The following is a 26,565-nucleotide window of genomic DNA, read 5'->3' on the forward strand; positions in this document are numbered from 1 at the left end:
GCCGATCCCTCATTCGAGTGGGCCGACGGCCGCCTCGACCGCCTCGACGATGGCGCCCGAGCGCACCAGCGCCAGCACCTCGATCATCTCGTGGTGGTACCAGCGGTCACCCGCGAGCGCCGGCTCGACCACGCTGCGCAGCGCGTCGAGCGCCGCGCGGCTGCCCTTGCCGATCGGATGCTCCCTGGCTTGCTCCTCGATCAGCGAAAGCGCCTGCCCGGCCATCAGGATCTCGCAGGCGACGATCTGCTCGACATTCTCGACCACCGTGCGGGCCTTGCGGCCGCACCAGGTGGAGTTCGAGACATGGTCCTCGGCGTTCGACTTGCCGGGGATCGAGTCCACCGAACCCGGCGTCGACAGCGTGCGGTTCTCCATCACCAGCGCCGACATCGAGCATTGCACGGTGGCGTAGCCGGTATTGAGGCCGCGCTTGCCGGCGAGCAGGTTGCGCGGCAGGCCGTAACTCATGGTCGGGTCGATCAGGCGCGCAAGGCGGCGCTCGCTGATCGAGCCGAGATCGGTGGCGGCGATCGCCAGGAGATCCATGACCTGGGCCACGTACTGGCCGTGGAAATGTCCGCCGGAGATGCAGGTGTAGCCACCCGCGCCGTCGTCGAAGATCAGGGGATTGTCGGTTGCCGAGTTGATCTCGGTGCCGATGACCTTGCCGACATAGCCGAGAGCGTCGCGCATCGGGCCGTGGACCTGGGGCGTACAGCGCAGCGAATAGACGTCCTGCACGCGCGGCGCCGGCGGTTTGCCCGGCGCGCGGCTCTCGTCGGGATAGACGGTCATCCGCGCCGCTTCCGAGCAGCGCTTTGACCCCTCGACGATGCGCCGGATGTTGTGCGCGCTCGCCGCCTGCCCGACATGGGGGCGCGCGACATGGACCCGCGGATCGAACGCGGCGAGCTCGCCGCGCATGCATTCCAGCGACAGTGTCATGGCGATGTCGGCGTGTTTGAGGATGCGGCTCGCATCCTCGATCGCCAGCACCGCGAGCGCCAGCGACACTGTCGAGCCGTTGATCAGGGCCGATGCATCCTTTGCTGACAGCGGGAAATCGACCTCGAAGCCGGCCTCGCGCAGCGCCTCGCGCGCCGGCATGCGGCGCCCCTTGTAGACCATCTCGGCTTCGGCAAAGCCGCAGATCGCGCCGGACATGTGCGCGAGCGGCGCGAGGTCGCCGGAGGCGCCAACCGAACCCTTCTGCGGGATCACCGGGTGCAGCCCGGCGTTAAGGCAGGCGAGCAGGCGATCCACCACCTCGATGCGCGGACCGGAATAGTTCGAGGCAAAGGCGTTGGCGCGCAGCAGCATGGTGGCGCGCGTCACGTCCTCGGGAAACGGCTCGCCGATGCCGGTGGCGTGGGCGTAGACGGTCTTGCGCTGGTACTCGGCCATCTCCGCCATCAGCACCCGCTGATCCTTGAACAGGCCGACGCCGGTATTGAACGAATACATCAGCGGCGCCTCGTCGTGCATGAAGTTGGCATCGATGTAGGCGCGCGCCGCGACCAGCTTCGCCCGGGCGGCGGCATCGAGCTCGGCCGCGGCGAAACGGCCGCCGTTCGGGCGGGCCACGCGAAGCACCTGGTCGCTCGTCAGTGTCAGGCCGTCGATAACAATGGTCATGTTGGGAGGTCTCCAGCGATCGATCAGTCGGCCCGCACGGGCCGGAAATGGCGGATGGTGTCGAGCAGCACCCGCATCGCCACGTCGGCATCTGCGGCAGTGATTTTCTCGGCCGGGCTGTGGCTGACGCCGCCGGCGCAGCGCACGAACAGCATGCCGACGGGACAGAGCGCCGCGACCGCCATGGTGTCATGGCCGGCGCCGGACGCCAACCGCAGCGGCCGCAGGCCGTGGCGGACCACCGCCTGCTCGACCTGAGCGATGATCGCCGGATCGCAAGCGCAGGCACCCGCCTCGTGGGTGGTCGCAATGTCGAGTGCCACGTCGCGCGCCGCTGCGATTGCGGCCAGCCGCTCGCGGATCCGCGCCACCGCTGCACGGCGCCGGGCATCATCGGGCGAGCGCAGGTCGATGGTGAAGCGCACTTCGCCTGGAATGACGTTGACCGCGCCGGGCCGCGCCTCGATCCGTCCGACCGTCGCGACCAGGCCCTCGTCGCCGCGCGCCAGCTCCTCGACGGCCACGAGGCCTTCGGCCGCGCAGGCGAGCGCGTCGCGCCGCAGCGCCATCGGCACTGTGCCGGCGTGGCCGGCGACGCCGCGCATCTCGACCGCAAGTCGCGTCGCACCATTGATGGCGGTGACGATGCCGACCGGCAGGCGCTCGGTCTCGAGTACCGGCCCCTGCTCGATATGGACTTCGAGGAAGCCGAGCACATCGGCCGGCCTGCGGGCGATAGCGGCAATCCCGTCAGGGTCGCAACCGAACGCGATCAGCGCCTCGCGCAGCGTCACGCCGTCTTCGTCCCTTTGATCGAGACTCGTCGGATCGAAGGCGCCGGCCAGTGCCCGCGAGCCGGACAGTGTCACGGGAAAACGCACGCCCTCCTCGTCGCCGAAGGCCACGATCTCGATCGCGAAAGGCAGCCGTTCACCGCGCCGCGCCAGCTCCTCGACAGCGACCAGGCCAGCGGCCACGCCGAGATTGCCGTCATACTTGCCGGCATTGCGCACCGTATCGATGTGCGAGCCGATGATCAGCGCCGGCGCGCCTGATGTCGCAGCCTCATAGCGCGCCACGACATTGCCAATCGCATCGATCGACGCGGCAACGCCGAGCTCTCGGAACCAGCCGATCAGAGAATCGGCGGCGCGGCGGTGCGCGGGCGAAAGGTAGAGGCGCGTCAGCGCGCCGGGCTCGTCGGTCAGGGCCGCCAGCTCCTCGAGCCGCGCCATGACCCGGCCGCCGAGCGACCCGGCCGCTAGTGTCACATGGACTGAACCAAACATCGATCCTCGCTCAGTTGGTGGCGCTGCGCAGCCAGGCGGCGAGCGCAAGGCGCTCGTCGGCGGTCATTTCGGTGATGTTGTTCGGTGGCATGGCGCGGCTGACCACAGCCTGCAGGTTGATGGCCTCGGCCTGGCGGGCGATATGCGCCGGCGTATCGAGCAACACGCCCTTGGGCGCGATCTGGATGCCATCCCAAACCGGATCCGCGGCGTGGCACATGGCGCAGCGCGAGGTGACGATCTCGACCACGTTCGCCGGCGGTGACGTGTGCGCCGCCGCTGTTGACACCGCAGCCGGCGTCGCAGCAAGGCCGAGCTGTGCCCGGCCGGTCGGCGACGACGCCATCGCAATCCAGAAGGTGAGCCACAGGGCCACGGCGACCGTCGCCCAGACCCACCAGGGCGACTTCGCATGGTCGAAGTGGCGGACATTGTAGAAGTGGCGGATCAGTGCGCCCGAGATGGTGATCAGGAACACGATCGGCGGGATCACGGCCGGGTTGGCGTAAAGCACGGGATAGTGGTTCGACAGCATCAGAAGCACGGCGGGCAGGGTGAGGTAGTTGTTATGGGTCGAGCGCTGCTTGGCCTGCTTGCCGAGCGCCGGATCCGGCGCCTCGCCTGCCATCAGCGACGCCACCACCTTGCGCTGGTTGGGGATGATGACCATGAATACGTTGCCGGCCATCCAGGTCGCCATCAGCGCGCCGACATGGATCAACGTGCCGCGACCGCTGAATACCAGGGTGAAGCCGTAGCTTGCCGCGACGATCACCGCGAGCCCGATCAGGCCCAGCAGCGTCTCGTTGTTGCCGAGTGGAGATTTGCACAGCCGGTCGTAGATCAGCCAGCCAACGGCCAGTGCGCCGATGCCGATGGCGGAGGCCTGCGGGCCGGTCAGCGCCATCACCTCCGGATTGACGAGGTAGAGGCTGGACTGGGCGTAATAGATCCAGACCAGCAGAAAGAAGCCCGAGATCCAGGTCGTGTAGGCCTGCCACTTATGCCAGGTCAGTTCCTCCGGCATGAAGTCCGGGGCGACCAGGTATTTGCGCATCTCGTAGAAGCCGCCGCCATGCACCTGCCAGCCGACACCGCCCTTGGCGGCCGGAAGGTCCGGCGCCGCCCGCAGGCTGGCGTCCAGGTGCATGAAAAAAAACGACGATCCGATCCACGCCATGGCCGCGATGACGTGCAGCCAGCGCAGCAGCAGGCTTCCCCACTCCAGAACATACGGAATCATTGCCGTCTCCCGATCGTCTTCTCCCGATCCAGAGACGCTTAACCGGGCCAATTCCATTGCACATCCGCGAATTTCGGGAATATCTTTCGAAACTTTCGACAAATCGGAGGTCCGATGATCTCGCTGGAAAACATCAGGATTTTCATGCGGGCGGCGGAAGCCGGAAGTTTTTCCGCCGCCGGGCGCAGCCTGCGCATGTCGCCTTCGGTGATCAGCTACCGGATCCAGGCCCTGGAGACCCACCTCAACTGCCGGCTTGTCAGCCGCACCACCCGCCGCATGAACCTGACCGAGGCCGGCAGGGTGTTCTACGAGCGCTGCCTCGACATCGTCGAATCGGTAGAGCGGGCCGAAGTCAGCGTCACCGAGGCCGGCGCGACGCCGCGCGGCACGCTGAAGGTCACCGCGCCTCTCGGCCTCGGGCGGCGGGTGATCTCTGCGCTGGCGGCGCGCTACCGCGAAGAGCACACCGAGACTGACATCCACCTGCGGCTGTCCGACCACCTGCTCGACCTCGTGCAGGAATCCGTCGACGTCGCCATTCGCCTCGCGCAGTTGCGCGATTCCACCTTCACGCTGCGCAAGATCGCCGACATCGAGCGGGTGCTGTGCGCCTCGCCCGCCTATCTCGAGCAGCACGGCACGCCTCAGACCGCATCGGAGTTGTTGCGCCACAGCTGCCTGCTGCTGCGGTTTCCGGGCTCGCAGCAGTTCCGCTGGACGCTGATGGTCGACCACGAATTCAACACCCTGCCGGTGTCCGGCCGGCTCGACGCCGACGATTGCGACGTGCTGATCGAATGGGCACTCGCCGGCCAAGGCATCGTCATGATGCCGCTCTTCGAGGTGGCCGGGCACATCGCCAGCGGCCGCCTGGTGCCGGTGCTACCGGACGCGCCGCCTCAACCGGTGACGCTGGGTGTGCTCTATCCCACCCGCAAGATGCTGCCGCTGCGGGTCAAGGCGTTCGTGGACATGTCCGTCGAGGGTATACGTCGCCATGTGTCGAAGGAACTCGCCATCGTCGGCAAGAAATTGTGATTGTTCCGCTCGATGCCAAGCCGGTCGGAGTCTGAGCGCTCACATCGGCTTCGGCTTCGCCGGCCGGCCGGCGACGTAGGTCTCCACCACACAGCGATCGTCGCCGAGCGTCATCAGCAGGAACAGCTCTTCGGCGAGATTGCCGTCGATGCACTCCATGCGATGGGCCATCGCCGGCGTCGCCCGCGCGTCGAGCACGATGATGTCGGCCTCGCGACCGTTCTCAAGGCTGCCGATGCGGTCGCCGAGGCCAAGTACCGACGCATTGCCGCGGGTCATCATGTAGAACGCCTGCAACGCCGGCCAGCGTTGGCCCTGCATCTGCAGCACCTTGTAGGCCTCGTTCGCGGTCTGCAGCATGGAGTAGGTGGTGCCGCCGCCGACGTCGGTCGCGACCCCGACGCGCACGTCACCGTGCTGCAGGCGCCGCATGTCGAACAGCCCCGAGCCGAGGAACAGGTTCGAGGTCGGGCAGAACGCAGCGACCGAGCCGCTCGCCGCCAGCGCCTCGACCTCGCTGTCCTCAAGATAGATGCAATGGCCGAAAATCGACTTCGGCCCAAGCAGACCATAGCGCTGGTAGACGTCGGCGTAGGTCTTCGCCGCGGGAAACATCTCCTTCACCAGGGCGATCTCGGCGAGATTTTCACCGAGGTGGGTCTGAACATACGCATCTTGAAACTCGCGCACCAGCGCACCGCTCGCCTCGAGCTGTTCGGGTGTCGAGGTGATCGCAAAGCGTGGAGTGATCGCGTAGAGCTGACGGCCGCGGCCGTGCCATCGGCGCAGCAGCGCGCGGCTTTCGCGATAGCCGCTCTCGGCCGTGTCCGTCAGCGCCTCCGGCGCATTGCGGTCCATCATCACCTTGCCGGCGATCATCCGCGTTCCACGCCTCTCGCTCTCGGCGAAGAACGCCTCGACCGATTCGGGATGCACCGAGCAGTACACCGCCGCGGTGGTGGTACCCTGGCGCAGCAGTTCGTCGAAGAAGAAGCGGGCGACATGCTCGGCGTGGCTCCGGTCGCGCAGCCTCTGCTCCTCGACGAAGGTGTATTTCTGCAGCCATTCCAGCAGCTGCTCGCCGTAAGAGCCGATCACCCGGGTCTGCGGGTAGTGGATGTGGGTGTCGACGAAGCCGGGCAGGATCAGACGGCCGCGATGATCGTCGACCGCAGTGCCCGTCGGAATCCGTTGCAGCAGCGCGGTCGCCTCGCCGACCGCGACGATCCGGCCGCCGGACATCAGCACGACGCCGTCCTCGATGTAGCGATGGCCGGCATCCGGTCCCACAATGCGCGGATCGGCATGGAAGCTCAGTAAGCGGCCGCGCAGCGCGCGCTCGATTTTGACCGGTAGCGCGGGACTCATGGCAGGTGATCCTTCAGTCGCAGCAGTGCGATGCGTTCGATCTGGCGCAGTGCTTCCTCGAATTCCTCCTCGGCGCTGTTGTCGAGCCGGCTCTTGAAATTGGCGAGGATCTCTGCCTTGTCGCGTCCCTTCACGGCGAGGATGAACGGAAAGCCGAAGCGGTCGCGGTAGCGCTCGTTCAGAACGGTGAACTCGGCGAGTTCCTCAGGCCTAAGCCGGTCGAGGCCGGCGCTGCCCTGTTCGCGCGTGGAATCGTCCGTGAGCTGTTTGGCGAGCGCGAGCCGCCCGGCGAGATCGGGATGCGCAGCAACCAGAGCCCGCTGTCTTTCCGGTGATTGCGCGCGCATCGCCGCGATCATGGTCGCGTGCAGCCCCTCGGCGGCATCGTCCGCCGGGGTCAGACCGGCGCGATGGGCCGCTTCGGCAAGCTCCGGCGAATGCTCGAAAATATCGCCGAAGCACTCGACGAACTGTGCGCACGACATCCGGGTCGGTTGCAGACCGCCCGGCGGCGGATGGTGGCGCAGCCAATGGCGTGCGATGTCGATGCGGCGGGCAAACCACACCTGCGGATGCGACGCCGCGTAATCGATAAAGCGCATCAGGGCAGCGATCCGGCCGGGCCGACCGATCAGCCGGCAGTGCAGTCCGATCGACAGCATCTTCGGCGCGGTCACGCCTTCGGCGTACAATACGTCGAAGGAATCCTTCAAATACGAGAAGAACTGGTCGCCGGCATTGAAGCCTTGCGCGGTTGCGAACCGCATATCGTTGACATCGAGCGTATAAGGCACGACGAGATGCGGGCCGTGCGGCCCTTCGATCCAGTAGGGCAGGTCGTCGGCGTAGGAATCCGACGAATACAGGAAGCCGCCCTCCTGCATCACCAGGCGCGTGGTATGCTCGGAGCAGCGCCCGAGATACCAGCCGGCCGGACGCTCGCCGGTCACCTCCTGATGCAGTTGGATCGCCAGCCTCAGGTGCTCGCGCTCGGCCGCCTCCGGCATATCCTTGTACTCGATCCACTTGTAGCCGTGGCTGGCGATCTCCCAGCCGGCCTCGCGCATGGCCTTGATCGCTGCCGGATTGCGCGCCAGCGCCGTCGCGACGCCGAACACCGTGACCGGGATTTTGCGACCGGTGAACAGCCGCCACAGCCGCCAGAATCCGGCGCGGCTGCCGTACTCGTAGATCGACTCCATGTTCATGTGGCGCTGGCCGGGCCAGGGCTGCGCCCCCACGATCTCCGACAGGAACGCCTCCGAGGAGGCATCGCCATGGAGGACGCAGTTCTCGCTGCCCTCCTCGTAATTGAGCACGAACTGCACGGCGACTCTGGCCCCGCGCGGCCAGGTGACCTGCGGCAAGGTCCGGCCATAACCGACCAGATCGCGCGGATAGTCAGTCGTCTTGATCATCGAGCAGCATCCTTACGAAAAGCCGCGCGACCTTATGCGCGTGGTGGCCGACTGTTCTTTCGGGAATTTCACAAGATGTTTCCGAAGCAGCCGGCAAGCCGGTCGACGGTAAACGTGACAGTGTTCCTGCAGGAGAAGTCGCGCTGATCGCGGCCTGACGGGAAACGCTCATGAGCAGCCAGTACGGCGGCGGACGCCTCACGACGCACGTCCTCGACACCAGCAACGGCCGGCCCGCAGCGCGGATGCGCATCGTGCTGTCCCACCTCGACACCGGCGGCGCGAGGGTCGTCATCGAGACGCAGACCAATCTTGATGGGCGTTGCGACGCCCCTCTGTTGTCAGGCCCGACGATGGTTACGGGCCGCTACGAACTCGTGTTCCATGCCGGCGCCTATCTGCGCAGAGAGCACGGCGAACTGCCCGAGCCCGCCTTCCTTGACCACATTCCGATCCGCTTCGGGATCGCCGATCCGAATGCGCACTATCACGTGCCGCTTCTGATCTCTCCCTATGGCTACGGCACCTACCGGGGCAGCTGATCGCCCTGATGGAGGATTTCGCTTGCGACCTTACATTCGCTTTCTGTTCGGATACGACCTGCAAGAGATCAGCCACATCGCTCCGACGATGACGGTCCTCGACTGGCTGCGTCTGACCAAGCGTCATCTCGGCACCAAGGAAGGCTGCAACGAGGGCGACTGCGGTGCCTGCACCGTCGTGGTGGTGCGCCCCGACCAGGGCCGGCTGATCTACCGCGCGGTGAACGCCTGCATCCAGCTGGTGGGCAGCCTCGACGGGTCCCAGCTGCTCACCGTCGAGCACCTGAAGGAGGACGACGGCACTCTGCACGCCGTGCAGGCGGCGATGGTCGAGCAGCACGGCTCACAATGCGGCTTCTGTACTCCGGGTTTCGTGATGTCGCTGTTTGCGTTCAGCAAGCTCAGCGGCCCATCGCCTACCGACCAGGCCATCGACGATGCTCTGTCCGGCAACCTGTGCCGCTGCACGGGCTATGCACCGATCGTGCGAGCCGCGCGGCGGGCATGCGCATCCGTGACGTCCGACCGGTTCGACCGCAACGCAGCGGCGACGCTGGCGCGGCTTGAAGCATTGCAGGACGAGGCGACCGTGCAGGTTGGTGACTCCTCCGGCATCTTCCATGCGCCTGCCACTGCGGACGCGCTGGCCGAAATCCTGGTTGCCAGCCCGCAGGCCACCATCGTCGCCGGATCGACCGATGTCGGACTGTGGATCACAAAGCAGATGCGCGACCTGCCCGTGCTGGTGTGGATCGGCCGCGTGCGCGAGCTGCGCGCCCTCGACGACAGCGGCGCGGCCATCGAGATCGGCGCCGGCGTTACGTATAGCGATGCCAGAGAGGTGCTGGCCCTCCACTATCCCGATCTCGGCGAACTGATCCGTCGCCTCGCGTCGACCCCGATCCGCAATGCAGGCACCATCGGCGGCAACATCGCCAATGGCTCGCCGATCGGTGACGCATCGCCGTCGCTGATGGCGCTCGGCGCGACACTGCATCTGCGCCGCGGCGGGGAGCGGCGATCGATGGCGCTCGCCGACTTCTTCCTCGCCTACGGCAAGCAGGACCGTCGCCCCGGCGAATTCGTCGAACGGATCACCGTGCCAAAGCCGACCCGCGCCGACCGCTTCCGCGTCTACAAGATCTCCAAGCGCTTCGACCAGGACATCTCCGCCGTGCTGGGCGCGTTCTGGCTGCGGCTCGATGGAGACTGTATCACCGACGTCCGTCTTGCCTTCGGCGGCATGGCCGCGACCCCAAAGCGGGCGGCCGCCGCCGAGCAGGCGCTGCGCGGGCGCACATTCGACGCCGCTGCGGTCGCAGCGGCCAAGACGGCGCTGACGGACGACTTCAGCCCGCTCACCGACATGCGCGCCAGCGCCGGCTACCGGCTGCGCAGCGCGCAGAACCTGATCGAGCGGCTCCACCTCGAACTGACGCATCCCGACATTGAAACCAGGCTCGTCGGCGACAAGGCGCTCGCACATGTCCAGGGTTGAACGCATCTTTCCGCAAGCGGCGACGCTGAAAAGCGGCGTAGCGGCGTCTCTGCCGCATGACAGCGCCGGCCGCCATGTCACCGGGGAAGCGGTTTATATCGACGACATGCCAGAGCCCGAGGGCATGGTGCATGTCTATGTCGGCCTCAGCGAGCGGGCGCATGCCCGCCTTGTCGACGTCGACCTGTCCAGGGTGCGTTCCGCACCCGGCGTGCTCGCGGTGTTCACCGCTGCGGACATTCCCGGCGACAACGACGTCAGCCCACAGCACCTGCACGATGAGCCGCTGCTGGCGACAGATCGCGTCGAGTTCGCCGGCCAACCCGTCTTCATTGTCGCCGCCGGCACCCGTCTTGAGGCCCGCGCCGCTGTCCGTCTGGCCGCCATCACCTATGATGACCTGCCACCGGTACTCGATATCGACGCTGCCAAGGCCACGGGCAAGCTGGTCACCACGCCCATGACCCTCGCTCGTGGCGACGCCGCCGCGGCCCTCGCGGCGGCTCCGCGCCGAATTAGCGCGCGGCTGCAGATCGGCGGCCAGGAGCATTTTTACCTCGAAAGTCAAATCGCCTACGCCGTGCCGGGCGAGGAAGACGACGTCACGGTCTACTCTTCGACCCAGAACCCAACCGAGGTGCAGCACATGGTGTCGGTGACCCTCGGTGTGCCGGCTCACGCCGTCACCATCGAGGTGCGCCGCATGGGCGGAGGTTTCGGCGGCAAGGAGACCCAATGCAGCGCCTTCGCCTGTTATGCCGCGCTCGTCGCCAAGCGGCTGAAGCGGGCCGCCAAGATCCGCCCGGACCGCGACGACGACATGGTGATGACCGGCAAGCGCCACGACTTCACCATGGACTACGACCTCGGCTTCGACGACGACGGCCGCATCCAGGGCGTCGACATGACGTTCGCCGCAAAATGCGGCTGGTCGGCGGACCTGTCCGGCCCGGTCACTGACCGCGCGCTGTTCCATGCGGACAATTGCTACTTCTATCCTGCCGTCCGTGCGGTGTCCGAGCCGCTCAAGACCAACACCGTCTCCAACACCGCCTTCCGCGGCTTCGGCGGTCCGCAGGGCATCGTCGGCGCGGAGCGGCTGATCGAGGAGATCGCCTACGCCACCGGTCTCGATGCGCTTGATGTACGCAAGCGCAACTTCTACGGCAAGGCGGGGCGCGACGTGACGCCCTATCATCAGACGGTCAGGGACAACATTGCCCTCGAACTGGTGGAGAAGCTGGAGCGCGACTGCGACTACCGTGCGCGGCGCGCCGCGATCCGCGCCGCCAATGCCGGAAGCCCGATCATCAAGCGCGGCATCGCGCTCACCCCGGTGAAGTTCGGTATCTCGTTCACGCTGACCTCGTCGAACCAGGCTGGTGCGTTGCTGCTGGTCTATACGGACGGCAGCGTGCAGATCAATCACGGCGGCACGGAGATGGGGCAGGGCCTCTACGTCAAGGTGGCCCAAGTGGTCGCCGAGGTGCTGCAGATCGACATCTCGCGGATCAAGATCACCGCCACCACAACCGGCAAGGTGCCCAACACCTCGCCAACTGCAGCCTCGTCCGGCGCCGACCTCAACGGCAAGGCGGCGGAGGCCGCCGCGCTAACCATCAAGGAGCGGCTCACCAGGTTCGTGGCGGAGAAATGGAGCGTCCGCGAGGACGAGGTCATATTCCTGCCAAACCGCATTCGGATCGGCCAGCAGGAAGTCCCCTTCGCGGACGTGGTCAAGCAGGCCTATCTCGCGCGCGTGCAACTGTCCGCGACCGGCTTCTACAAGACGCCGAAGATCCACTGGGATCGCAAGGCCGGGCGCGGCCGGCCGTTCTACTACTTCGCCTACGGTGCGGCCTGCACCGAGGTGGCCGTTGACACGCTCACCGGCGAATATCGCATCGAACGCGTCGACATCCTGCATGACTGCGGCCGTTCGCTGAACCCGATCCTCGACATCGGCCAGATCGAGGGCGCCTATGTCCAGGGCGCCGGCTGGCTCACCACCGAGGAGCTGTGGTGGGATGGCAAGGGCCGGCTGCGCACCCATGCGCCGTCGACCTACAAGATCCCGGCCTGCAGCGATCGTCCCCGCATCTTCAACGTGGCGCTGTACGACGGCCAGAACCGGGAGGAAAGCATCTTCCGCTCCAAGGCGGTCGGCGAACCGCCGCTGCCGCTCGGCGTATCGGCGCTGCATGCCATCTCCGATGCGGTCGCGAGCGTCGCGGACTATCGTCATTGTCCGCGGCTCGACGCGCCGGCGACACCGGAACGGGTCCTCGACACCGTCGACCGGATGCGGGCGGCAGCAGCGAAAGCCTAGGGACATCATGACCCAGGGGCTCGCTGAAACACTTGCGACCTGTCTTGCGGCCGGAATCGATGTCGCACGTGTCGTCGTCGCCAAGGCGAGAGGGTCGACGCCACGGGAAGCCGGCGCCGCCATGCTGGTCACTGCCGACCAGACCGACGGCACCATCGGCGGGGGCCGACTGGAATGGGACGCGATCGCCGCTGCCCGCGAGTTGCTTGCGTCGAGCGCTGACCGCCGCGTCCTCGACATTCCTCTTGGCCCGGCCATCGGCCAGTGCTGCGGCGGCCACGTCACTCTCACGATCGAGCGGGCCGATGCGCAAATCCTGGCCGCCATGACCATGGACGAAGCCGCCGAGCGCGCAAGCCGCCCCCAGATCCTGATCTTCGGCGCCGGCTTCGTCGGAAGGGCGCTGGCGACTGCGCTGTCCCCGCTTCCGGTTCATGTCCGCCTGATCGACAACCGTGCCGCGGAGTTTGCCGGCTTCGATGCGCCCGGCGTTGTCCAGATCGCGACCGAGCGCGTGCTGAAGGAGGTCGACGCCGCGCCCGCCGGCGCTGCCTACCTGGTAATGACCCACAGCCACACCCTCGATGCACTGATCGCCAGCACGGTGCTGGAGCGCAGTGATTTCCGATACCTCGGCATCATCGGCTCGCGCACCAAGCGCAAGCGCTTCGAGGCGGCATTCCGACAGCAGGGCATCGCGGCAAGCGACATCGCCCGGATCACCTGTCCGATCGGCAGCGCGTCGGTCCGGGACAAGCGTCCCGCCGTGATCGCGGCGCTGGCCGCGGCCGAGTTGATAACGATTTTCGCGACTGACGCGACCGCGCAGACCAACGTCAGCACTGTCGTCGCGATCGATGCCAGCCCGACCGACCATTCGCCGCGACGGGCTGGCGAGTGCGCCCGGGAGGCGTACGGCGCCGAGGCCAACCAGCGGCGGGTGCCGAGAGGCGCCGGCCGTCATCGGTAATCAGACAACAAATCAACCATCAGGAGGAAATATTCGTGTCTTGCAAATCGATTGCAGTTGCGGCCGGCTTGGCATTTGCCACGGCCAGCTCCGCTCTCGCCGCCGACGAGGTGCAGCCGACGAAAGCGCCGAAGTCCGTGCCCGACCTGCCGTTCTTCATCGTCAACGACAACCGCCTGACTTACGCCTACCAGTTCGCCGCCACCGCGCCTGGTGCCGCCGACCGCACCGCCAAGCAGGTGTTTGCCTTCACCCACTTCGACGTTTGGGCCTATGGCACCAACTTCATCAATCTCGATCTGCTCAAATCCGACAACCGCGACCCGGCTTCGCCGTGCCTGCCGTCCGTCGGAGCAGCCAACAACTGCGCGGGCGCGACTGAGTTCTATGGCCTGTTCCGCAGCACCTTCGGCTGGAATCAGATCTTCAACACCAAGGCGTTCTCGGTTGGCCCGCTCAGCAACATCTCCTTCATCGTCGGTGCCGACGGCGAGACCGAGAACCAGTTCCTGGCGCCCAACAAGAAGGACGTGGTCGCCGGTCTGCAGTTCGCCTTCGACCTCCCCTACAAGGGCTACTTCAATGTCTCGCCGCTGTATTACCAGGAGTGGAACCACAACGCCTTCCTGACCCCGGGCTTCATGCCCGCCGGCTTTACCGGCCTGCCCGACGGCAACACCCACTTCCACCCGACCTGGGCAGTCGAGATGAACTACTACATGGACCTCGGCTTCCTGCCGGAGAGCCTGCAATACTTCGCGGTTAGCGGCCGCGCCGGCTTCTACGGCCCAAAGGGCGACGGTGCCTACGGCAGCTTCACCGTGCCGGCCACCAACAACACCAAGATCGAGATCAACAGCGAGCCGATCCGCCTGACCTTCGACGCCGGCAAGCTGTTCTGGGGCCCGAAATACACCCACTTCGTCGATATCTGGGTGGCCTATCGCTACTGGGAGAACAAGTTCGGCCTCGATGACAGCAATCCGGCCAACGGCGTCTGCTTCTTCGCCAATGGTGTCAACAACAAGAGCTGCACCGAGAAGTCGCTCTACTCCGGCATATCCGTCAAATTCTGAACGTGAGGCCGACACCAAGGCGGCGCCGCGATCCTCCCGCGGCGCCGCCTTTCTTCGTTCCGGATTCTCCATTTGATGCCGAGTGCCCGAGGGGCCGCTCCGGCATGCGACCGTTGGAGCACGCTGGTCCGATTGAACCGATGAGGCTCCAAAAAGCAAACGACCCGCGCCGGCGAAGGCGCGGGTCGCATGTTTCGTTGGAAGGATCAGCTAAAGGCCGCGAAGCGGATGACGAACAGCGCCGCGACCAGCCAGGTCGCCGCGTGGACATCGCGGTACCGGCCGGTCAGCGCCTTCAGCACCGCGTAGCTGATGAAGCCGAAGGCAAGACCGTTGGCGATCGAATAGGTGAAAGGCATGATCAACGCCGTCAGCGCTGCAGGCGCCGCCTCGGTCACGTCATCCCACTCGACCTCGAGCAACTCGCGCAGCATCAGTCCTGCGACATAGAGCAGCGCCGGCGCGGTGGCGTAGACCGGAACCGATCCGGCCAGCGGAGCGAACAGCAGGGCCGCGACGAAGAGTACGCCGACAACCAGCGCGGTGAGCCCGGTCCGGCCGCCGGCCTGCACGCCGGACGCACTTTCGACATAGGCCGTCGTGCTGCTGGTGCCGAGCAGCGAACCGGCGACGATGGCCGCGCTGTCCGCCAGCAGCGCCCGACCGAGCCGGCTCGGCTTGCCCTGCTGGATCAGGCCGGCGCGCTTGGCGACACCGATCAGCGTGCCGGTGGCGTCGAAGACCTCAACCAGCACGAACACGAGGATGACGTGCAGCAACCCGCTGTGCAGCGCGCCCATGAGGTCGAGTTGCAGGAAGGTCGGCAGGATACTCGGTGGCAGCGACACCACGCCGTTGAACTTGCTGACGCCAAGGGCCATCGACAACAGCGTGATCGCCAGAATTCCGATCAGAATAGCCCCGCGCACCTTCCGCCCGTCGAGCCCCGCGATGATGAAGAAGCCGAGGATCGACAGCAGCGGCCCGACCTTGGTGACGTCGCCGAGCGTGACATAGGTAGCCGGGCTTGCGACCACGATGCCGGAACTCTTCAGGGCGATGATGGCCAGGAACAAGCCGATCCCCGCGCCGATGGCACTGCGCATGGAATGCGGGATGCCGGAGATCAACCAGCTGCGCACGCCGCTGACGGTCAGCACCACGAAGATGGCGCCCGAGATGAAGACCGCACCGAGGGCCTGCTGCCAGGAAAACCCCATCACCCCGACGACCGTGAAGGCGAAGAAGGCGTTCAGTCCCATGCCGGGCGCCATGCCGATCGGCCAGCGCGCGTACAACCCCATGATCAGGGAGCCGAGCGCCGCCGCGAGGCAGGTGGCGACGAACACGGCGTTGCGATCCATGCCCGTGGTGGACAAGATCTCGGGGTTGACGAAGATGATGTAGGACATCGTCAGGAAGGTGGTGATGCCGGCGACGACTTCGGTTCGCACCGAGGTGCCATGCTCCTTGAGATTGAAATAGGCGTTCAGCACCGCAGAATTCTCCTCCATGCGACGTCGCGACCGGCAGCGCCTGGCGCGCTGCTGATGTGTCCGACAGTGTTTCCTGACCCGGATCCGCAGCGCCGGCCTTGCCAAGCGGTCGCGGCCAACCGGATCGATGTCCGGCTTTCCGGCTAACTTCTTTGGATTGAGGGGGCGGCGCAAGGCCCGCGCCTTGCGGATCGGCACGAAGCAGTTTCGGAAAATTCGCTGGAATGGCCTGGGCGGTCGTCGATTGGAACAGGCGATGTCGGTTGCGAATGTGGCGACGATCCTGGAGATGAGCTCCGGGCAAATTCGCGTCGATCATCCTGTTAGCAATTATACCTGTATGATCTCACTGCTTTACCCGAACGAGAAGCGTAGCAATATCCCGACCTGCTGAACGGGAGACCATCTTATGCGCGTATTTGTCACCGGGGCCGCCGGGTTTATCGGTACCGAAACCACGAAGGAACTCATTGCCAACGGGCATCAGGTCGTCGGCCTGGCGCGCTCGGAAGCGAATGTCGAGACGCTCGAGAAACTGGGTGCGGAGGTTCATCGCGGCTCGCTGCAGGATCTCGACAGCCTGAGGAGCGGCGCAAGGGACGCGGATGGCGTGATCCATCTGGCCTTCATCCATGATTTCGCGAAGTTCGCGGAGAATGGTGCGATCGACAAGGCTGCCATCGAAGCCATGGGCGACGTGCTGACAGGTACCAACAAGCCCTTCATCGTCACCTCGGGAACGGGCCTCATCGCGCCAGGTGTGCTGATCACCGAAGACATGCGGCGCGAGTCCAGCCCGCATGCTCCACGCGTCTCAGAGCAGGCCGGCTTGACCTATGCGTCGCGTGGTGTCCGTGCGATGGCCATACGTCTCCCGCAGGTGCATGGCGCCGCCGGAAAGGCTGGGTTGATCTCTTATCTGGTCGATCGCGCGCGTCAAAAGGGCACAGCCGCCTATGTCGGCGAAGGCGCCGAACGCTGGGCCGCAGCGCACCGGCAGGATGTCGTCCGCTTGTACCGGCTTGCATTGGAGAGGGGGCAGGCAGACGGAATCTACCACGCCGTTGGCGAGGAAGGCGTACCCATGCGCCAGGTCGTCGAAGTGATTGGCCGCGCGTTGAATGTGCCGGTCATTTCGATCACGAAAGAAGAGGCGGGCGACTACTACGGGCCCCTGGCAATGTTCGCCGGTCTGGACATGCCGGCCTCCAGCACCCTGACGCAGCAGCGGTTGGGCTGGACCCCCACCGGGGCCAGCCTGATTGCCGACATCGGCCAGCCCGGCTACTTCAAGGCGTGAAGTGGTCGAGAGGTTTTCGGACACAACCTCGAGTGCCAGCGGCTGGTCGTCGCTGGCGCACCTTCAATGCTGGCCCGACCTCAGTCATTTTGCGACCGGTCGCGAGTAGTGGTCCGGGGCGCACGCGGCAATCCAGCGATCCATGCATTGACCGCCTGGCTTGTCTGCTGCGCCTGATCGAGAATCCATTTTCGAAAGCTGGCGATTCCTGCTTCGTCTTTCCGTGATCGGCGGCAGGACAGGAAGAATGGCGGGCCATCCTCGACCACAATGGGGACTGGAGTGACCAGGCGCCCCGTAACAATCTCGTCGATATTGTAGAACAACTCGCCCAGCGCGATACCAGCGCCCGAACGGGCCGCTTGATAGGTCAGGGACAGACTGTCGAGCTTCCACCCACCTCTCAGGTCAATTGAATCGCCGTCGGCAAATCGAAACCAGGCATTCCATATGTGCGCCTCACGCGTGGAATAGAGCAGGTTCTGGTTGCGCAGATCGCGAGGCGTCGTGTTGTCGTCCGTCAGCTTCGGAGCGCACACCGGTATGTATCTCGGTTGAAACAGCAAATCCGAATGGACGTCGGATCTGTGCGGCTCTCCGGCAGTCACGACCATATCGACCGCGTCGGTGTCGAAATTCCCCGGTTGCATTTTGGCCGAAAGATGCAACTCGATCGAAGGATGCAAGGCGTGGAATCGCCGAATCCGTGGCGCGAGCCATTCCGTTGTTATGGCCGAGTAAAGCACGATCGAAAGTCGGGGCGTGGAATGTGTGCCGCTCCTCAGGTGGCGACTGCCCTGGTCGATGCTTTCGAAAGCTTGCGAAATGACCTTGAAATAAGCATCTCCGTGTTCGGTTAGAGTCATTCCGCGCGCTTCGCGTCTTAACAGCTGACAGCCGAAGTCGCTTTCGAGAAGCGCAATGTGCCGGCTGATGGCGCCCGCAGAAACGTTCAATTCACGTGCCGCCCTGGATACGCTTCCATTCCTTGCTGTCGCCTCGAATGCGCGGAGCGCGTTGAGCGATGGGAGATGAAACGGCATCCGACAAACCGGGATTCGAGAGCGATTCAACAAGCTTCCAAGGACCCATGATCACCAAAATAGTCCGTTGAGTCAAAGCGATAGGCGGTCAACGGCGTCCTGATTTCAACTTTTCTCAAGTCCGGTTTGACAACATTGTCATGGCGTCCATCCCTTGCCGATTTAGGCTGTGCCAAAACACGACTGCGATCCTCCAGGCGTGAGCAAGGGAAGGAAACCATGCCTGCCAGCGCCGAACCGTTTGATGTCATCGTAGCAGGTGCGGGGCCTGCGGGATTTTGCACGGCAATCGATCTTGGACGGCGAGGCGTGACGTGTCTTCTGCTGGAACGCCGCCCGGCGACGGCGCCGTGGCCGAAGATGGATCGCACCAATGCCCGATCGATGGAATTCTTCCGCCGCATCGGAATTGCCGACCGCATCCGCGACCTCGGTTTCCCGCCCGACATGCCGATGGACGTTTTCCTGATGACGCGTCTCAGCGAGCCGCCTGTGGCTGTGCTGCCGTTCCCGTCGGTCGCGGAATGGCGGACGCGAATTGGGCGCACCCACGACGGTTCCTTGCCACTCGAGCCCTACCAGCTGGTTGCGCAGAACAAGGTCGAACCGCTGTTGAAGGAGGTGGCGGAGAGCACGCCCAATGTCACGGTGCGGCACGGCTGCGAGGTGACCGATTTCGAGCAGGATGATGCGGGGGTGACCGTCACGGTCCGTCGGGCCAATGGCGAAGACATCACCGCACGCGCCCGTTACCTGGTCGGTTGCGACGGCGGCGTGAGCACCGTCCGCAAGCGGCTGAACATCAAACTGGAGGGCGAGGGATCGATCCGCGAACTGCGTCAGGTGATCTTCTATTCGGCCGACCTGTTCGACAAGATCCCCTACGGCAAGGGACGTCATTACACATTTCTTGATCCAGCCGAGAGCTTCACGATCGTCGTTCAGGGCGATCGCAAGGAATTCACCCTTCACACCTCGCTGCCGGAAGACGCTGACTTCAAGGCCGTCATTGCCAGGCTGGTCGGCTATCCCTGCGACATCAAGATTCTGCACGTCCTGACGTGGCGCTATCACCTTCTGCTCGCCGAACGTTACAGGGACCGCCGGGTGTTTCTGGCCGGGGATTCTGCGCATTTGGTGATTCCGACCGGCGGCTTGGGCATGAACACGGCTCTCGGTGATGCCTTCGACCTCTCGTGGAAACTCGCCGGCGCGATCAGAGGTTGGGGAGGGCCGGCACTGCTGGACTCCTACGAACTGGAGCGCCGTCCGGTGGGTGCGCACAACGTCGCCTGCTCCGGATGGGCCGCTTCAGGCGTTCCGATCTGGCAGTCGCTCGTGAAGCCGCACGTCCTCGAGGACACATCGGATGGCGCCGACCTGCGCCATGAAATCGCGAAATCCTTCAAGATCAATCATGGCCGGATGCACAGCATGAGGGGCGCCGAATTCGGATACACTTATGCGGGTTCGGCGATCCTCGACGAGGACTCCAGGCCGGAGACGTGGGACACCATCGCCTACACACCCAATACGCGGCCCGGCGCGCGGGCGCCGCACATGTGGTTGAGCGACGGGCGACCGCTCCAGGACGTGGTCGGCAACTGGTACACGCTGCTCGTCTTCGGAAGCGAAATCGACTTCAGCGAGTTCGAGGCCGCATTCCGCGCGATCGGCGCGCCGCTGACAGTATTGCGCCTGGATGAGCCCCACATGAGGAAACTCTACGACAGGTCGATGTTCCTGCTGCGTCCGGACATGCACATCGCCTGGCGCGGTGACGCCACGCCGGCAAATGTCGGCAAGCTCGTGGACCGGGTGACCGGTCGCACGCAGCACTGAGCGACCCCTTCACAGAAAAGGGGGTTAACGGCTCGTCCGTTCACCAGCTTCGCTTTGAGCCCCACATGCAAAGGCTTGACGGCTCGAAACCAAATTGGCGCGGCCGGTGCGTTTCCTCGTCCTCGATTTCGTCCACGCCGACGGAATATTCGAACACCATCCCGTCAGGACCGCGGAAGTAGAGAAACCTTGCGCCTGATGTCGGATGACGGCCCGGGCCGAACACGATGGGCACACGCTGGCCCGACAGGTGATAGTAGGAGCGCAGCACGTCATCGTTGCTCTCGACCTGATGATTGACGTGGTGCACGCCCGGCCCGGGACCCGGCGCGAGGGCGATCGTGTGATGTATGGCGTTGACCCTCATCAGCGCGATGTCTCCGATACGGTCGCTGACACGCGCATTGCAGACCTGGGTCCAGAACCTTTCATCCCTCATCGGATCGGTGGTGAATAGACCGACATGGCTAAAGCCGGTGATACCCGCGTCCCGAGATGCAAAATAGCGCCTGCCGCTGCGTTCCGGTCGAACCACCAATTCGACGTGGTTGCCGGTCGGATCCTTGAAGCCGATAAATGCCTTGACCTTGCGCAGCGCGCATTCGCTCGGTGTCCCCGCGTGCACTGGGTGCCCCAACTGGTCCAGCGTTGCTGCGGCAGCATTCAGCTTGCGTTCGTCTTCCACCTCGAAGCCGACGGTCTGCTCGGCAGGGTCACCCTCGAAATAGCAGAGCGTATGAGCTCGATCATCTGAGCGAAGATAGAGGGCTTTCCCGGACTGCTCGCCGACCTGCAAGCCCAGACATTTCGTCGCAAAATTTTCGGCGTCCTCGAGATTGGATGTCCCGAATCTGACGTAGGAAAGGTCCTTGAGCTCGATCATGTGTCTCTCCTCAGCGGACGTTAGTGGCCGGCACCGGGCTGCAGTTCGACGATGTCAGCGCACTGGCTTCCCCATTCGCAGAGGGAGGAAGCCTCCAGGGTGAATTGTCTTGGGCGATGAGTTGGCTCGATATCCCGCAGGCCGTGACCGTAGGAAAAAACGTAACCTTCCGGTCCGGCAAACCTGACGAACATCTGGCCGGATGCCGGCTCGCGCCCCGGTCCGTGCAGGATCCTGATCTGCCGTTCCTCGGCGAAATAGTGATTCTGCATCAAGGCATCCAGGCTTTCGACGCCGTAGGACACGTAGACGAGGCCGGCCCTGTCAGACGGGTAAAGCGCCACGCGATGATGCATTTGGTCGATGCCGAGATAGGTTATCTCACCGACCCGGTCGGTTATCCTGGCACCCAGGATCGTGGTCCATAATTTGAGGTCGTCCTTGATGGCTCGGCTGCGGAGGCCAACGCCCTGCAATCCCGTGACCCCGGCGTCGCGGCTCGGGAAATAGCGACGGCCGCTGCGGGCGGGCCGCAAGACCAGATCGATTTCGTTGCCCGTGGCATCCTCGACGATCAACGCACGGCGAACGAAGCGCTGGGCACACTCATCCTTCGTCGCTTCGCGTCCGCGAAATCCCCCGCTCGCCAGATCTTGAGCGATGCGATCGAACTCCTGTTCATCCGATATCTCGATCCCGATGCTCGGCCTGTCGGCGTCGCGCGGGAAGCAAAGCGAGTAATAGCGTTCGTCGGAACGATAAAGGAACGGCTCCAGATCGTTGGGGACATGTTGCAAGCCGAGAACCTCGGTTGCGAAAGCCGCCGCCGGCTGCGGTATCTGAACCGCAAGTCGAACGTAGCAGAGCTGTATCAGGGGACAGCGCGGAGATGTGGTCCACTGCTTCACACTGGTCATGTCCGCTTCCTCGGTCGCCTGGAAATCGAAGCCGCAATATACTCTCCCACGATGGTGCGCCAGAGGCTCATCAGGCGCGAAAATTGCTCGGGATCGTTTTCGAGCAGCGTTCTTACCGAGAACCCGCGGACGACACTCAATGTCAGTGCGAGAACGTCGCCGGCAAGCTGCCTGGGAAGTCCCGAGGATATCAGGGTATCCAGCCACGCAGCTTCGATCGAAAAACGGGTTTGACGCGTCAGCTCCGACGTCTCGCGCCTGAGACGGCGCGTACTCTCGTCGCTCATCGCTATGGCGAGCCCGATGAAGAATGGGTCGCCGAAGAAGAAATCCATGGCGTCTTCGATGATATCCCCGATCGGATCCCCGCTGCTTCGAGCCAGTTGCGCCCGGCGAGTACTCTGCGCGAAGGTCATCTCGTTGACATAGGTCAGCACCGCCACCACCAGATCGTGCTTGCTCGGAAAATGGTGCAGCAGAGCACCGCGGGACACGCCGGCCAGTTCGGCGACCTCTATGGTCCTCAAACCACCGAATCCGTTCCTGCGAATGAGCTTCGTCGCGGCGTCCAGCAGCAGCTTGCGCGTGGTTTCACTGCGCTCGGCCTGGGTTCGCCGTGGAGCATATTTGGGTTCGGCAGAACTCTCTCGCCGCGATCGAAGCTTTTGGCGCGGTGGGGGAACCGCAAGCATTCCACGGCTGAGGCGGGACGTCGGTTTTGGATCCTTGGTATTCGACATGGACGCTTTCTTATGATTCGGATCAGCGATCGCGCCGATCGGAAAACCTGGTGGCGGGCTCCGTCATAGCATTGTGCTTCCGCCGTTGACGCTGATGACCTGTCCGGTGACGAAGGACGCTTCCTTCGAGGCAAGATAGCAGACCATCGACGCGATTTCGTCCATTTCGCCGGCTCGGCCCATCGGCACCACGTCGACGAAGCGCTGCAGGGCTTGCGGTGACATCAGAGTGGCCTTCTGGACCTGGGGCGTGTTGACGATGCACGGCGCCACGACGTTGAAGGTGATCCCGTCCTTGGCGAACTCCCGGGCAAGTCCGGTAGCGATGGCGTGCACGCCACCCTTCGCCGCATTATAGGCCGCGTGATCCCAAAGGCCGTTGCGAACGGAATCGGCGCCGACATTCACGACACGGCCATAGCCGTTGGCTTTCATGATGGGGACGACGTGCCATGTGCACCACACCGTTGTCCACAAATTGCGATCGATCGTAGTGCGCAGGGTGTCTGGAGTATGATCCAGGAATGGCTTGATGATGCCGCCGCCGGCATTGTTCACCAGCACGTCGATCGTGCCGTAGGTGTCGATCGTCGACTTGATGAGGCCTCCGGCGATGTCCTCCTTGGAGAGGTCGCCGGCTTTGACCGCTGGTATCTCACGCCCGCTCGCGGCGATTTCCTCGGCAACCGCCGCAAGTTGCTTTTCATTGACATCCGACAACATCAGCTTCGCGCCGGCATCGGCGAAATGCCTGGCTATGACGGCGCCAATTCCGCTGGCGGCTCCGGTGACGATGACCACCTGGTTTGCGAAGCGCGAATTCATGCTTGATCCGCCCTGATCTAGAGCACGATGCTGATGCGTCCGGAAGGCCGCAGCCCTTCGCTGCCGAGCAGGCAGCGTTTTTCCCGGATCTTGAAAGTATCGCCGTCGATCGCCAGCCGGTAATTGCTCGATCCAAAGTAGAGATCGGTGGTGCCGTCCTTCGTTCGCAGCGTCTGAAATACGCAGGTCACTTCGATTTCATCTTCGGTCCGGCTGCGGATCCGGACATTGCCGACGATCCGGCTGGTCTTCGAATGCGGAAACTCGGCGTGCGCGGTGCGCTTCATCAACCGCTTGACCCGCTCGCCGAGCCGGGTGCGATCATCGGCGATATAGAACAGGTTACTGTCCGGTGATGCGCCGGGCGGCAGGTCGGTACAAGGCACCTCATATTTGGCGTCGTCGGTGAAAAGTGTCAGCCACTCCGGAAGGCGCCACTGATCCAGCAGGTCGGCCTCGGCAAACAGAAAGTCCTCGACGTCCGAACGGTTAACGGAATGCATTACCGCCTCCTCAAGCTGCAACGTCCTTGATGCTCGGAACAGGGGTCGGGAACATCAGCCGGTTCCACTGGGTCCAGAACGCACGCATCTGGAGTTCGTCATTGTGCGAAGGCTTGTCCTTGCCCATGCCCTTCGAGATGTCGTTCCACAGCGCTTCCTTCGAATTCTTGAAGCCGCGCTGGCAGTGTTCGAGCGCTTCGGCATCATCCGGCGTCGCAAACCCGCCCGGGCCCAGGAATTCCAGGAAGTTGTTGAGGCGATACTTGCGCGCCCACGCGGTCTCGTCGTTCGGTGCCAGCGCCCACGCATTGATGACCATGTAGTCGGGCGCCATCGGAAAGTAGGTCCTGACGGTCAGGGCCATGATGTCGTTGACGACGAGATTTGGGAAAATGAACAGGTTGCGGTTCTTGAGCGCGATCCGGTCGGCGCGCTCCTTTCCGTACAGGGCGACCAGGTTGTCGTATTGCCGGGCGATCTCCGTTTTTCCGGCTTCCCCCCAGCCCGGAATCCACTGTGCGACCGGCCGACCCCACGGAGCGCCATATTCCAGAACCGCATGCCCGCCGCCGAGATCGTAACCAAAGCCGCCGCCGGTGCCGGCGCTCATGTTGTCGGTGGTGTTCATCAGAATATCGAAGTAGCTCGCATGCGTCGTCACCGCATGATAGCCGTCGATGCTGTTCTCGGTCAGCAGCTTCCAGTTGGCGCGGATCGAATACTCCTGGCTGCCCGCCACGATCGACATGCCGGCCTCGGTTTGATCGCAGATGACGTCGAGATATTCCTTGGCATTGCCGAGATATTGTTCGAGCGGAACGATGTCTGGATCGAAGGAAATGAAGTTGAAGTCGCGATAACTCTCGTAGCGCGGCACGGGCTGCATGTTCGAGGTGCTGCGGGCTTTGAAGTCCTCGGGATAGGAGTCTTCGCCTGGCTGGCCTCGCAGCTTTCCGTCGGCGCTGAACGTCCAGCCGTGATAGAAGCACTGGAACGACTTGGCGTTACCCTTGCGCTCTCGGCAGACCTGGGCGCCGCGATGCGGGCAAGTGTTCAGCAAGGCGCGAAGCCGCTGCTTTGAATCACGTGCGAACAGAATGTTGCGGCCCGCTACCGAACGGGTGATGAAGTCGCCGGGCTTCGGCAATTCCGATGAATGGCCGAGATAGAGCCAGCAGCGGTCGAAGAGTCTCTCCTTCTCTGCCTCGAAGATCTCGCGATCGACGAAGTTGCGGCGTGCGACTTTGAAAATCCGTTGTGCCGGATCCACGAGCAGGGCCGGCTCGGCGTTATCAGCGCTCATGACGTCTCCTTCAAGCTATCCGGACGCATTCGATAGCGTCCGCGTTTCGTCCCTTGCCGATCCGGCAGTCGTCCTGACGCTTCTCAAAACGCGTCTTGACTCCAGATTAGAAACAATCAATCCTGTTTGTAAAGTAAAAAGCCGCTCGAGGCCGTCTGGCTTGCAACCTCCGGTCCAGATCGATGCGAGCAGCAACGGGGAGCGACGCGGTGGGCGCGGTGATCGATATTCACACTCATGTTGTGCCTCCCCGACTTGCCGCCGATGCGGGTCGAGACGCGCGTTGGCCGAGCGTCGAATTGTCGGGCGACGATCAGGCCGCGGTGATGATTGGCGGCAAGGTTTTTCGGAAGGTTGATGCGCGGTCCTGGGACGTCGGTCGGCGGCTCTCGGACATGCATGGCGACGGGACCGATGTGCAGGTGTTGTCCCCCATGCCCGAGCTGCTGTCGCACTGGCTGCCTGCAGGTGACGCCGAATACCTTGCAGACCTCATGAACGAGCAGATCGCCGCGATGGTCGCACGAGCGCCACGCAATTTCGCCGGCATCGGGATGGTTTGTGCGCAGGACGTGCCTCGCACCGTCAGCCAATTGCGGAAAGTCAAGGCGCTCGGTTTTGCCGGGATCGAAATCGGAACCCACATCAACGGTGTGGCGCTCGGGAGCGACACCCTGCTGCCGCTCTACGAAGCTGCGGAGGCGATGGATCTCGGAATTTTCGTGCATCCGCTGCATCCGGCCGGCGTGGAAAGAATTGGATCAGGTCCGGAGTTTGCGGCAGTAGCGGCCTTTCCGCTTGAGACGGCTCTCGCGTCCGTATCGCTGCTGGCGGCCGGTATTCCCGAGCGCTTCCCACGCTTGAGAATATTGTTGAGCCACGGCGGGGGAGCTCTGTCCTGGATACTGCCGAGACTGGATGTCGGTTGGTCGCTCGGCCTGAAGGGCCAGATGAAGCAAGCGCCGTCGGAAGTTGCCCGTCGGTTCTGGTACGACACGATTCTCTATGACACGGCTTCGTTGTCATATCTCGCCGATGCCGTCGGTCGCGATCATATCATTGTCGGGTCCGATTATCCTTTCACCATCATGCAGAAACAGCCCGGTGCATTTGCGGCACGCGCGCTGGACAGGGCTGCGCTGACAGCCAATGCTCTCGGCTTCCTCGGCCGGGATCACGACTTGACGAGGCTCCTGGGCCCGGCGGAGACGGATCGCGAGCCGAAGCTGGGGGCCCGCCATGGTTGAGTGCCGGTCGCACCCCCAGATGTGCCTGCTCGGTCCGGTACCTCCCCGCACGCC

At 64.1% G+C, this 26,565-nt stretch carries 23 protein-coding genes; 10 read left to right on the forward strand and 13 right to left on the reverse strand.

Annotated features, from left to right (window positions below; all coding sequences use genetic code 11):
* Positions 1-9: 9 nt before the first annotated feature.
* From hutH to JQ586_RS04995, 3 genes are read right to left on the reverse strand one after another with little or no spacing between them, the layout of a single operon-like run.
* The gene (gene hutH / locus JQ586_RS04985; protein WP_212393370.1) at positions 10-1,638 is read right to left on the reverse strand and encodes a histidine ammonia-lyase; all 1,629 of its coding nucleotides are present in this window, start codon (positions 1,636-1,638) and stop codon (positions 10-12) included.
* A gap of 23 nt (positions 1,639-1,661) precedes the next feature.
* Positions 1,662-2,927 carry an allantoate amidohydrolase gene (locus JQ586_RS04990; protein WP_212393371.1) on the reverse strand — a complete coding sequence of 422 codons (1,266 nt, stop codon included), beginning with the start codon at positions 2,925-2,927 and terminating at the stop codon, positions 1,662-1,664.
* Positions 2,928-2,937: 10 nt separating this feature from the next.
* On the reverse strand, positions 2,938-4,170 hold the full coding sequence (locus JQ586_RS04995; protein ID WP_212393372.1) for a urate hydroxylase PuuD: 1,233 nt from the start codon (positions 4,168-4,170) through the stop codon (positions 2,938-2,940).
* 114 nt (positions 4,171-4,284) lie between these two features.
* On the opposite strand from JQ586_RS04995, the gene JQ586_RS05000 reads away from it, so the two are divergent.
* On the forward strand, positions 4,285-5,211 hold the full coding sequence (locus JQ586_RS05000; RefSeq protein WP_212393373.1) for a LysR family transcriptional regulator: 927 nt from the start codon (positions 4,285-4,287) through the stop codon (positions 5,209-5,211).
* Positions 5,212-5,250: 39 nt separating this feature from the next.
* Here the strand turns inward: JQ586_RS05000 and guaD are convergent, their stop codons facing one another.
* Both guaD and puuE read right to left on the reverse strand, forming a co-directional pair.
* Complete coding sequence (gene guaD, locus JQ586_RS05005) at positions 5,251-6,579, reverse strand: guanine deaminase (RefSeq protein WP_212393374.1); 1,329 nt, start codon at positions 6,577-6,579, stop codon at positions 5,251-5,253.
* Positions 6,576-7,997: an allantoinase PuuE gene (puuE, locus tag JQ586_RS05010; protein ID WP_212393375.1), complete on the reverse strand. Its 1,422-nt coding sequence runs from the start codon at positions 7,995-7,997 to the stop codon at positions 6,576-6,578. The genes guaD and puuE overlap by 4 nt, the downstream gene beginning before the upstream one ends.
* A 170-nt stretch (positions 7,998-8,167) precedes the next feature.
* On the opposite strand from puuE, the gene uraH reads away from it, so the two are divergent.
* From uraH to JQ586_RS05035, 5 genes are read left to right on the forward strand one after another with little or no spacing between them, the layout of a single operon-like run.
* Entirely contained in the window at positions 8,168-8,539 is a 372-nt protein-coding gene (uraH, locus tag JQ586_RS05015; protein WP_212393376.1) for a hydroxyisourate hydrolase, read from the forward strand.
* A complete protein-coding gene (gene xdhA, locus JQ586_RS05020) occupies positions 8,511-10,037 on the forward strand; it encodes a xanthine dehydrogenase small subunit (protein ID WP_212393377.1) in 1,527 nt (508 codons plus the stop codon). The genes uraH and xdhA overlap by 29 nt, the downstream gene beginning before the upstream one ends.
* The gene (xdhB, locus tag JQ586_RS05025) at positions 10,024-12,366 is read left to right on the forward strand and encodes a xanthine dehydrogenase molybdopterin binding subunit (protein WP_212393378.1); all 2,343 of its coding nucleotides are present in this window, start codon (positions 10,024-10,026) and stop codon (positions 12,364-12,366) included. Before xdhA ends, xdhB begins: the two co-directional genes overlap by 14 nt.
* A gap of 7 nt (positions 12,367-12,373) precedes the next feature.
* Positions 12,374-13,336 carry a xanthine dehydrogenase accessory protein XdhC gene (xdhC, locus tag JQ586_RS05030; RefSeq protein WP_212393379.1) on the forward strand — a complete coding sequence of 321 codons (963 nt, stop codon included), beginning with the start codon at positions 12,374-12,376 and terminating at the stop codon, positions 13,334-13,336.
* Positions 13,337-13,371: 35 nt separating this feature from the next.
* Positions 13,372-14,412, forward strand: a complete 1,041-nt coding sequence (locus JQ586_RS05035; RefSeq protein ID WP_212393380.1) for a hypothetical protein — start codon at positions 13,372-13,374, stop codon at positions 14,410-14,412.
* A 206-nt stretch (positions 14,413-14,618) separates the two neighbouring features.
* Here the strand turns inward: JQ586_RS05035 and JQ586_RS05040 are convergent, their stop codons facing one another.
* Positions 14,619-15,926, reverse strand: coding sequence for an NCS2 family permease (locus tag JQ586_RS05040; RefSeq protein ID WP_212393381.1), 1,308 nt, complete (start codon positions 15,924-15,926; stop codon positions 14,619-14,621).
* Between the two features lie 109 nt (positions 15,927-16,035).
* On the opposite strand from JQ586_RS05040, the gene JQ586_RS05045 reads away from it, so the two are divergent.
* Both JQ586_RS05045 and JQ586_RS05050 read left to right on the forward strand, forming a co-directional pair.
* Positions 16,036-16,302: a hypothetical protein gene (locus JQ586_RS05045; protein ID WP_212393382.1), complete on the forward strand. Its 267-nt coding sequence runs from the start codon at positions 16,036-16,038 to the stop codon at positions 16,300-16,302.
* 15 nt (positions 16,303-16,317) lie between these two features.
* On the forward strand, positions 16,318-17,208 hold the full coding sequence (locus JQ586_RS05050; protein WP_212393383.1) for an SDR family oxidoreductase: 891 nt from the start codon (positions 16,318-16,320) through the stop codon (positions 17,206-17,208).
* 80 nt (positions 17,209-17,288) lie between these two features.
* Here the strand turns inward: JQ586_RS05050 and JQ586_RS05055 are convergent, their stop codons facing one another.
* On the reverse strand, positions 17,289-18,251 hold the full coding sequence (locus JQ586_RS05055; RefSeq protein WP_212393384.1) for a LysR substrate-binding domain-containing protein: 963 nt from the start codon (positions 18,249-18,251) through the stop codon (positions 17,289-17,291).
* A gap of 219 nt (positions 18,252-18,470) precedes the next feature.
* Between JQ586_RS05055 and JQ586_RS05060 the strand changes: the two genes are divergently transcribed.
* A complete protein-coding gene (locus JQ586_RS05060) occupies positions 18,471-20,093 on the forward strand; it encodes an FAD-dependent monooxygenase (RefSeq protein ID WP_212393385.1) in 1,623 nt (540 codons plus the stop codon).
* A 40-nt stretch (positions 20,094-20,133) separates the two neighbouring features.
* Here JQ586_RS05060 and JQ586_RS05065 read toward each other — a convergent pair whose 3' ends face one another.
* The 6 genes from JQ586_RS05065 to JQ586_RS05090 all read right to left on the reverse strand — a co-directional run bounded on the left by JQ586_RS05065 (position 20,134) and on the right by JQ586_RS05090 (position 25,264).
* On the reverse strand, positions 20,134-20,976 hold the full coding sequence (locus JQ586_RS05065) for a VOC family protein (protein WP_212393386.1): 843 nt from the start codon (positions 20,974-20,976) through the stop codon (positions 20,134-20,136).
* Between the two features lie 20 nt (positions 20,977-20,996).
* The gene (locus JQ586_RS05070) at positions 20,997-21,893 is read right to left on the reverse strand and encodes a VOC family protein (RefSeq protein ID WP_212393387.1); all 897 of its coding nucleotides are present in this window, start codon (positions 21,891-21,893) and stop codon (positions 20,997-20,999) included.
* Positions 21,890-22,633: a TetR/AcrR family transcriptional regulator gene (locus JQ586_RS05075; protein WP_212393388.1), complete on the reverse strand. Its 744-nt coding sequence runs from the start codon at positions 22,631-22,633 to the stop codon at positions 21,890-21,892. The genes JQ586_RS05070 and JQ586_RS05075 overlap by 4 nt, the downstream gene beginning before the upstream one ends.
* Positions 22,634-22,696: 63 nt before the next feature.
* Complete coding sequence (locus JQ586_RS05080; protein ID WP_212393389.1) at positions 22,697-23,458, reverse strand: SDR family NAD(P)-dependent oxidoreductase; 762 nt, start codon at positions 23,456-23,458, stop codon at positions 22,697-22,699.
* 17 nt (positions 23,459-23,475) lie between these two features.
* Positions 23,476-23,982, reverse strand: a complete 507-nt coding sequence (locus JQ586_RS05085; protein ID WP_212393390.1) for an aromatic-ring-hydroxylating dioxygenase subunit beta — start codon at positions 23,980-23,982, stop codon at positions 23,476-23,478.
* On the reverse strand, positions 23,972-25,264 hold the full coding sequence (locus JQ586_RS05090) for an aromatic ring-hydroxylating dioxygenase subunit alpha (RefSeq protein ID WP_212393391.1): 1,293 nt from the start codon (positions 25,262-25,264) through the stop codon (positions 23,972-23,974). Before JQ586_RS05090 ends, JQ586_RS05085 begins: the two co-directional genes overlap by 11 nt.
* Before the next feature lie 209 nt (positions 25,265-25,473).
* Between JQ586_RS05090 and JQ586_RS05095 the strand changes: the two genes are divergently transcribed.
* Positions 25,474-26,511, forward strand: a complete 1,038-nt coding sequence (locus JQ586_RS05095; protein ID WP_212393392.1) for an amidohydrolase family protein — start codon at positions 25,474-25,476, stop codon at positions 26,509-26,511.
* Positions 26,512-26,565: the final 54 nt, after the last annotated feature.

The sequence above is a fragment of the Bradyrhizobium jicamae genome, assembly GCF_018130215.1.
Taxonomy (GTDB): Bacteria; Pseudomonadota; Alphaproteobacteria; order Rhizobiales; family Xanthobacteraceae; genus Bradyrhizobium; species Bradyrhizobium jicamae_A.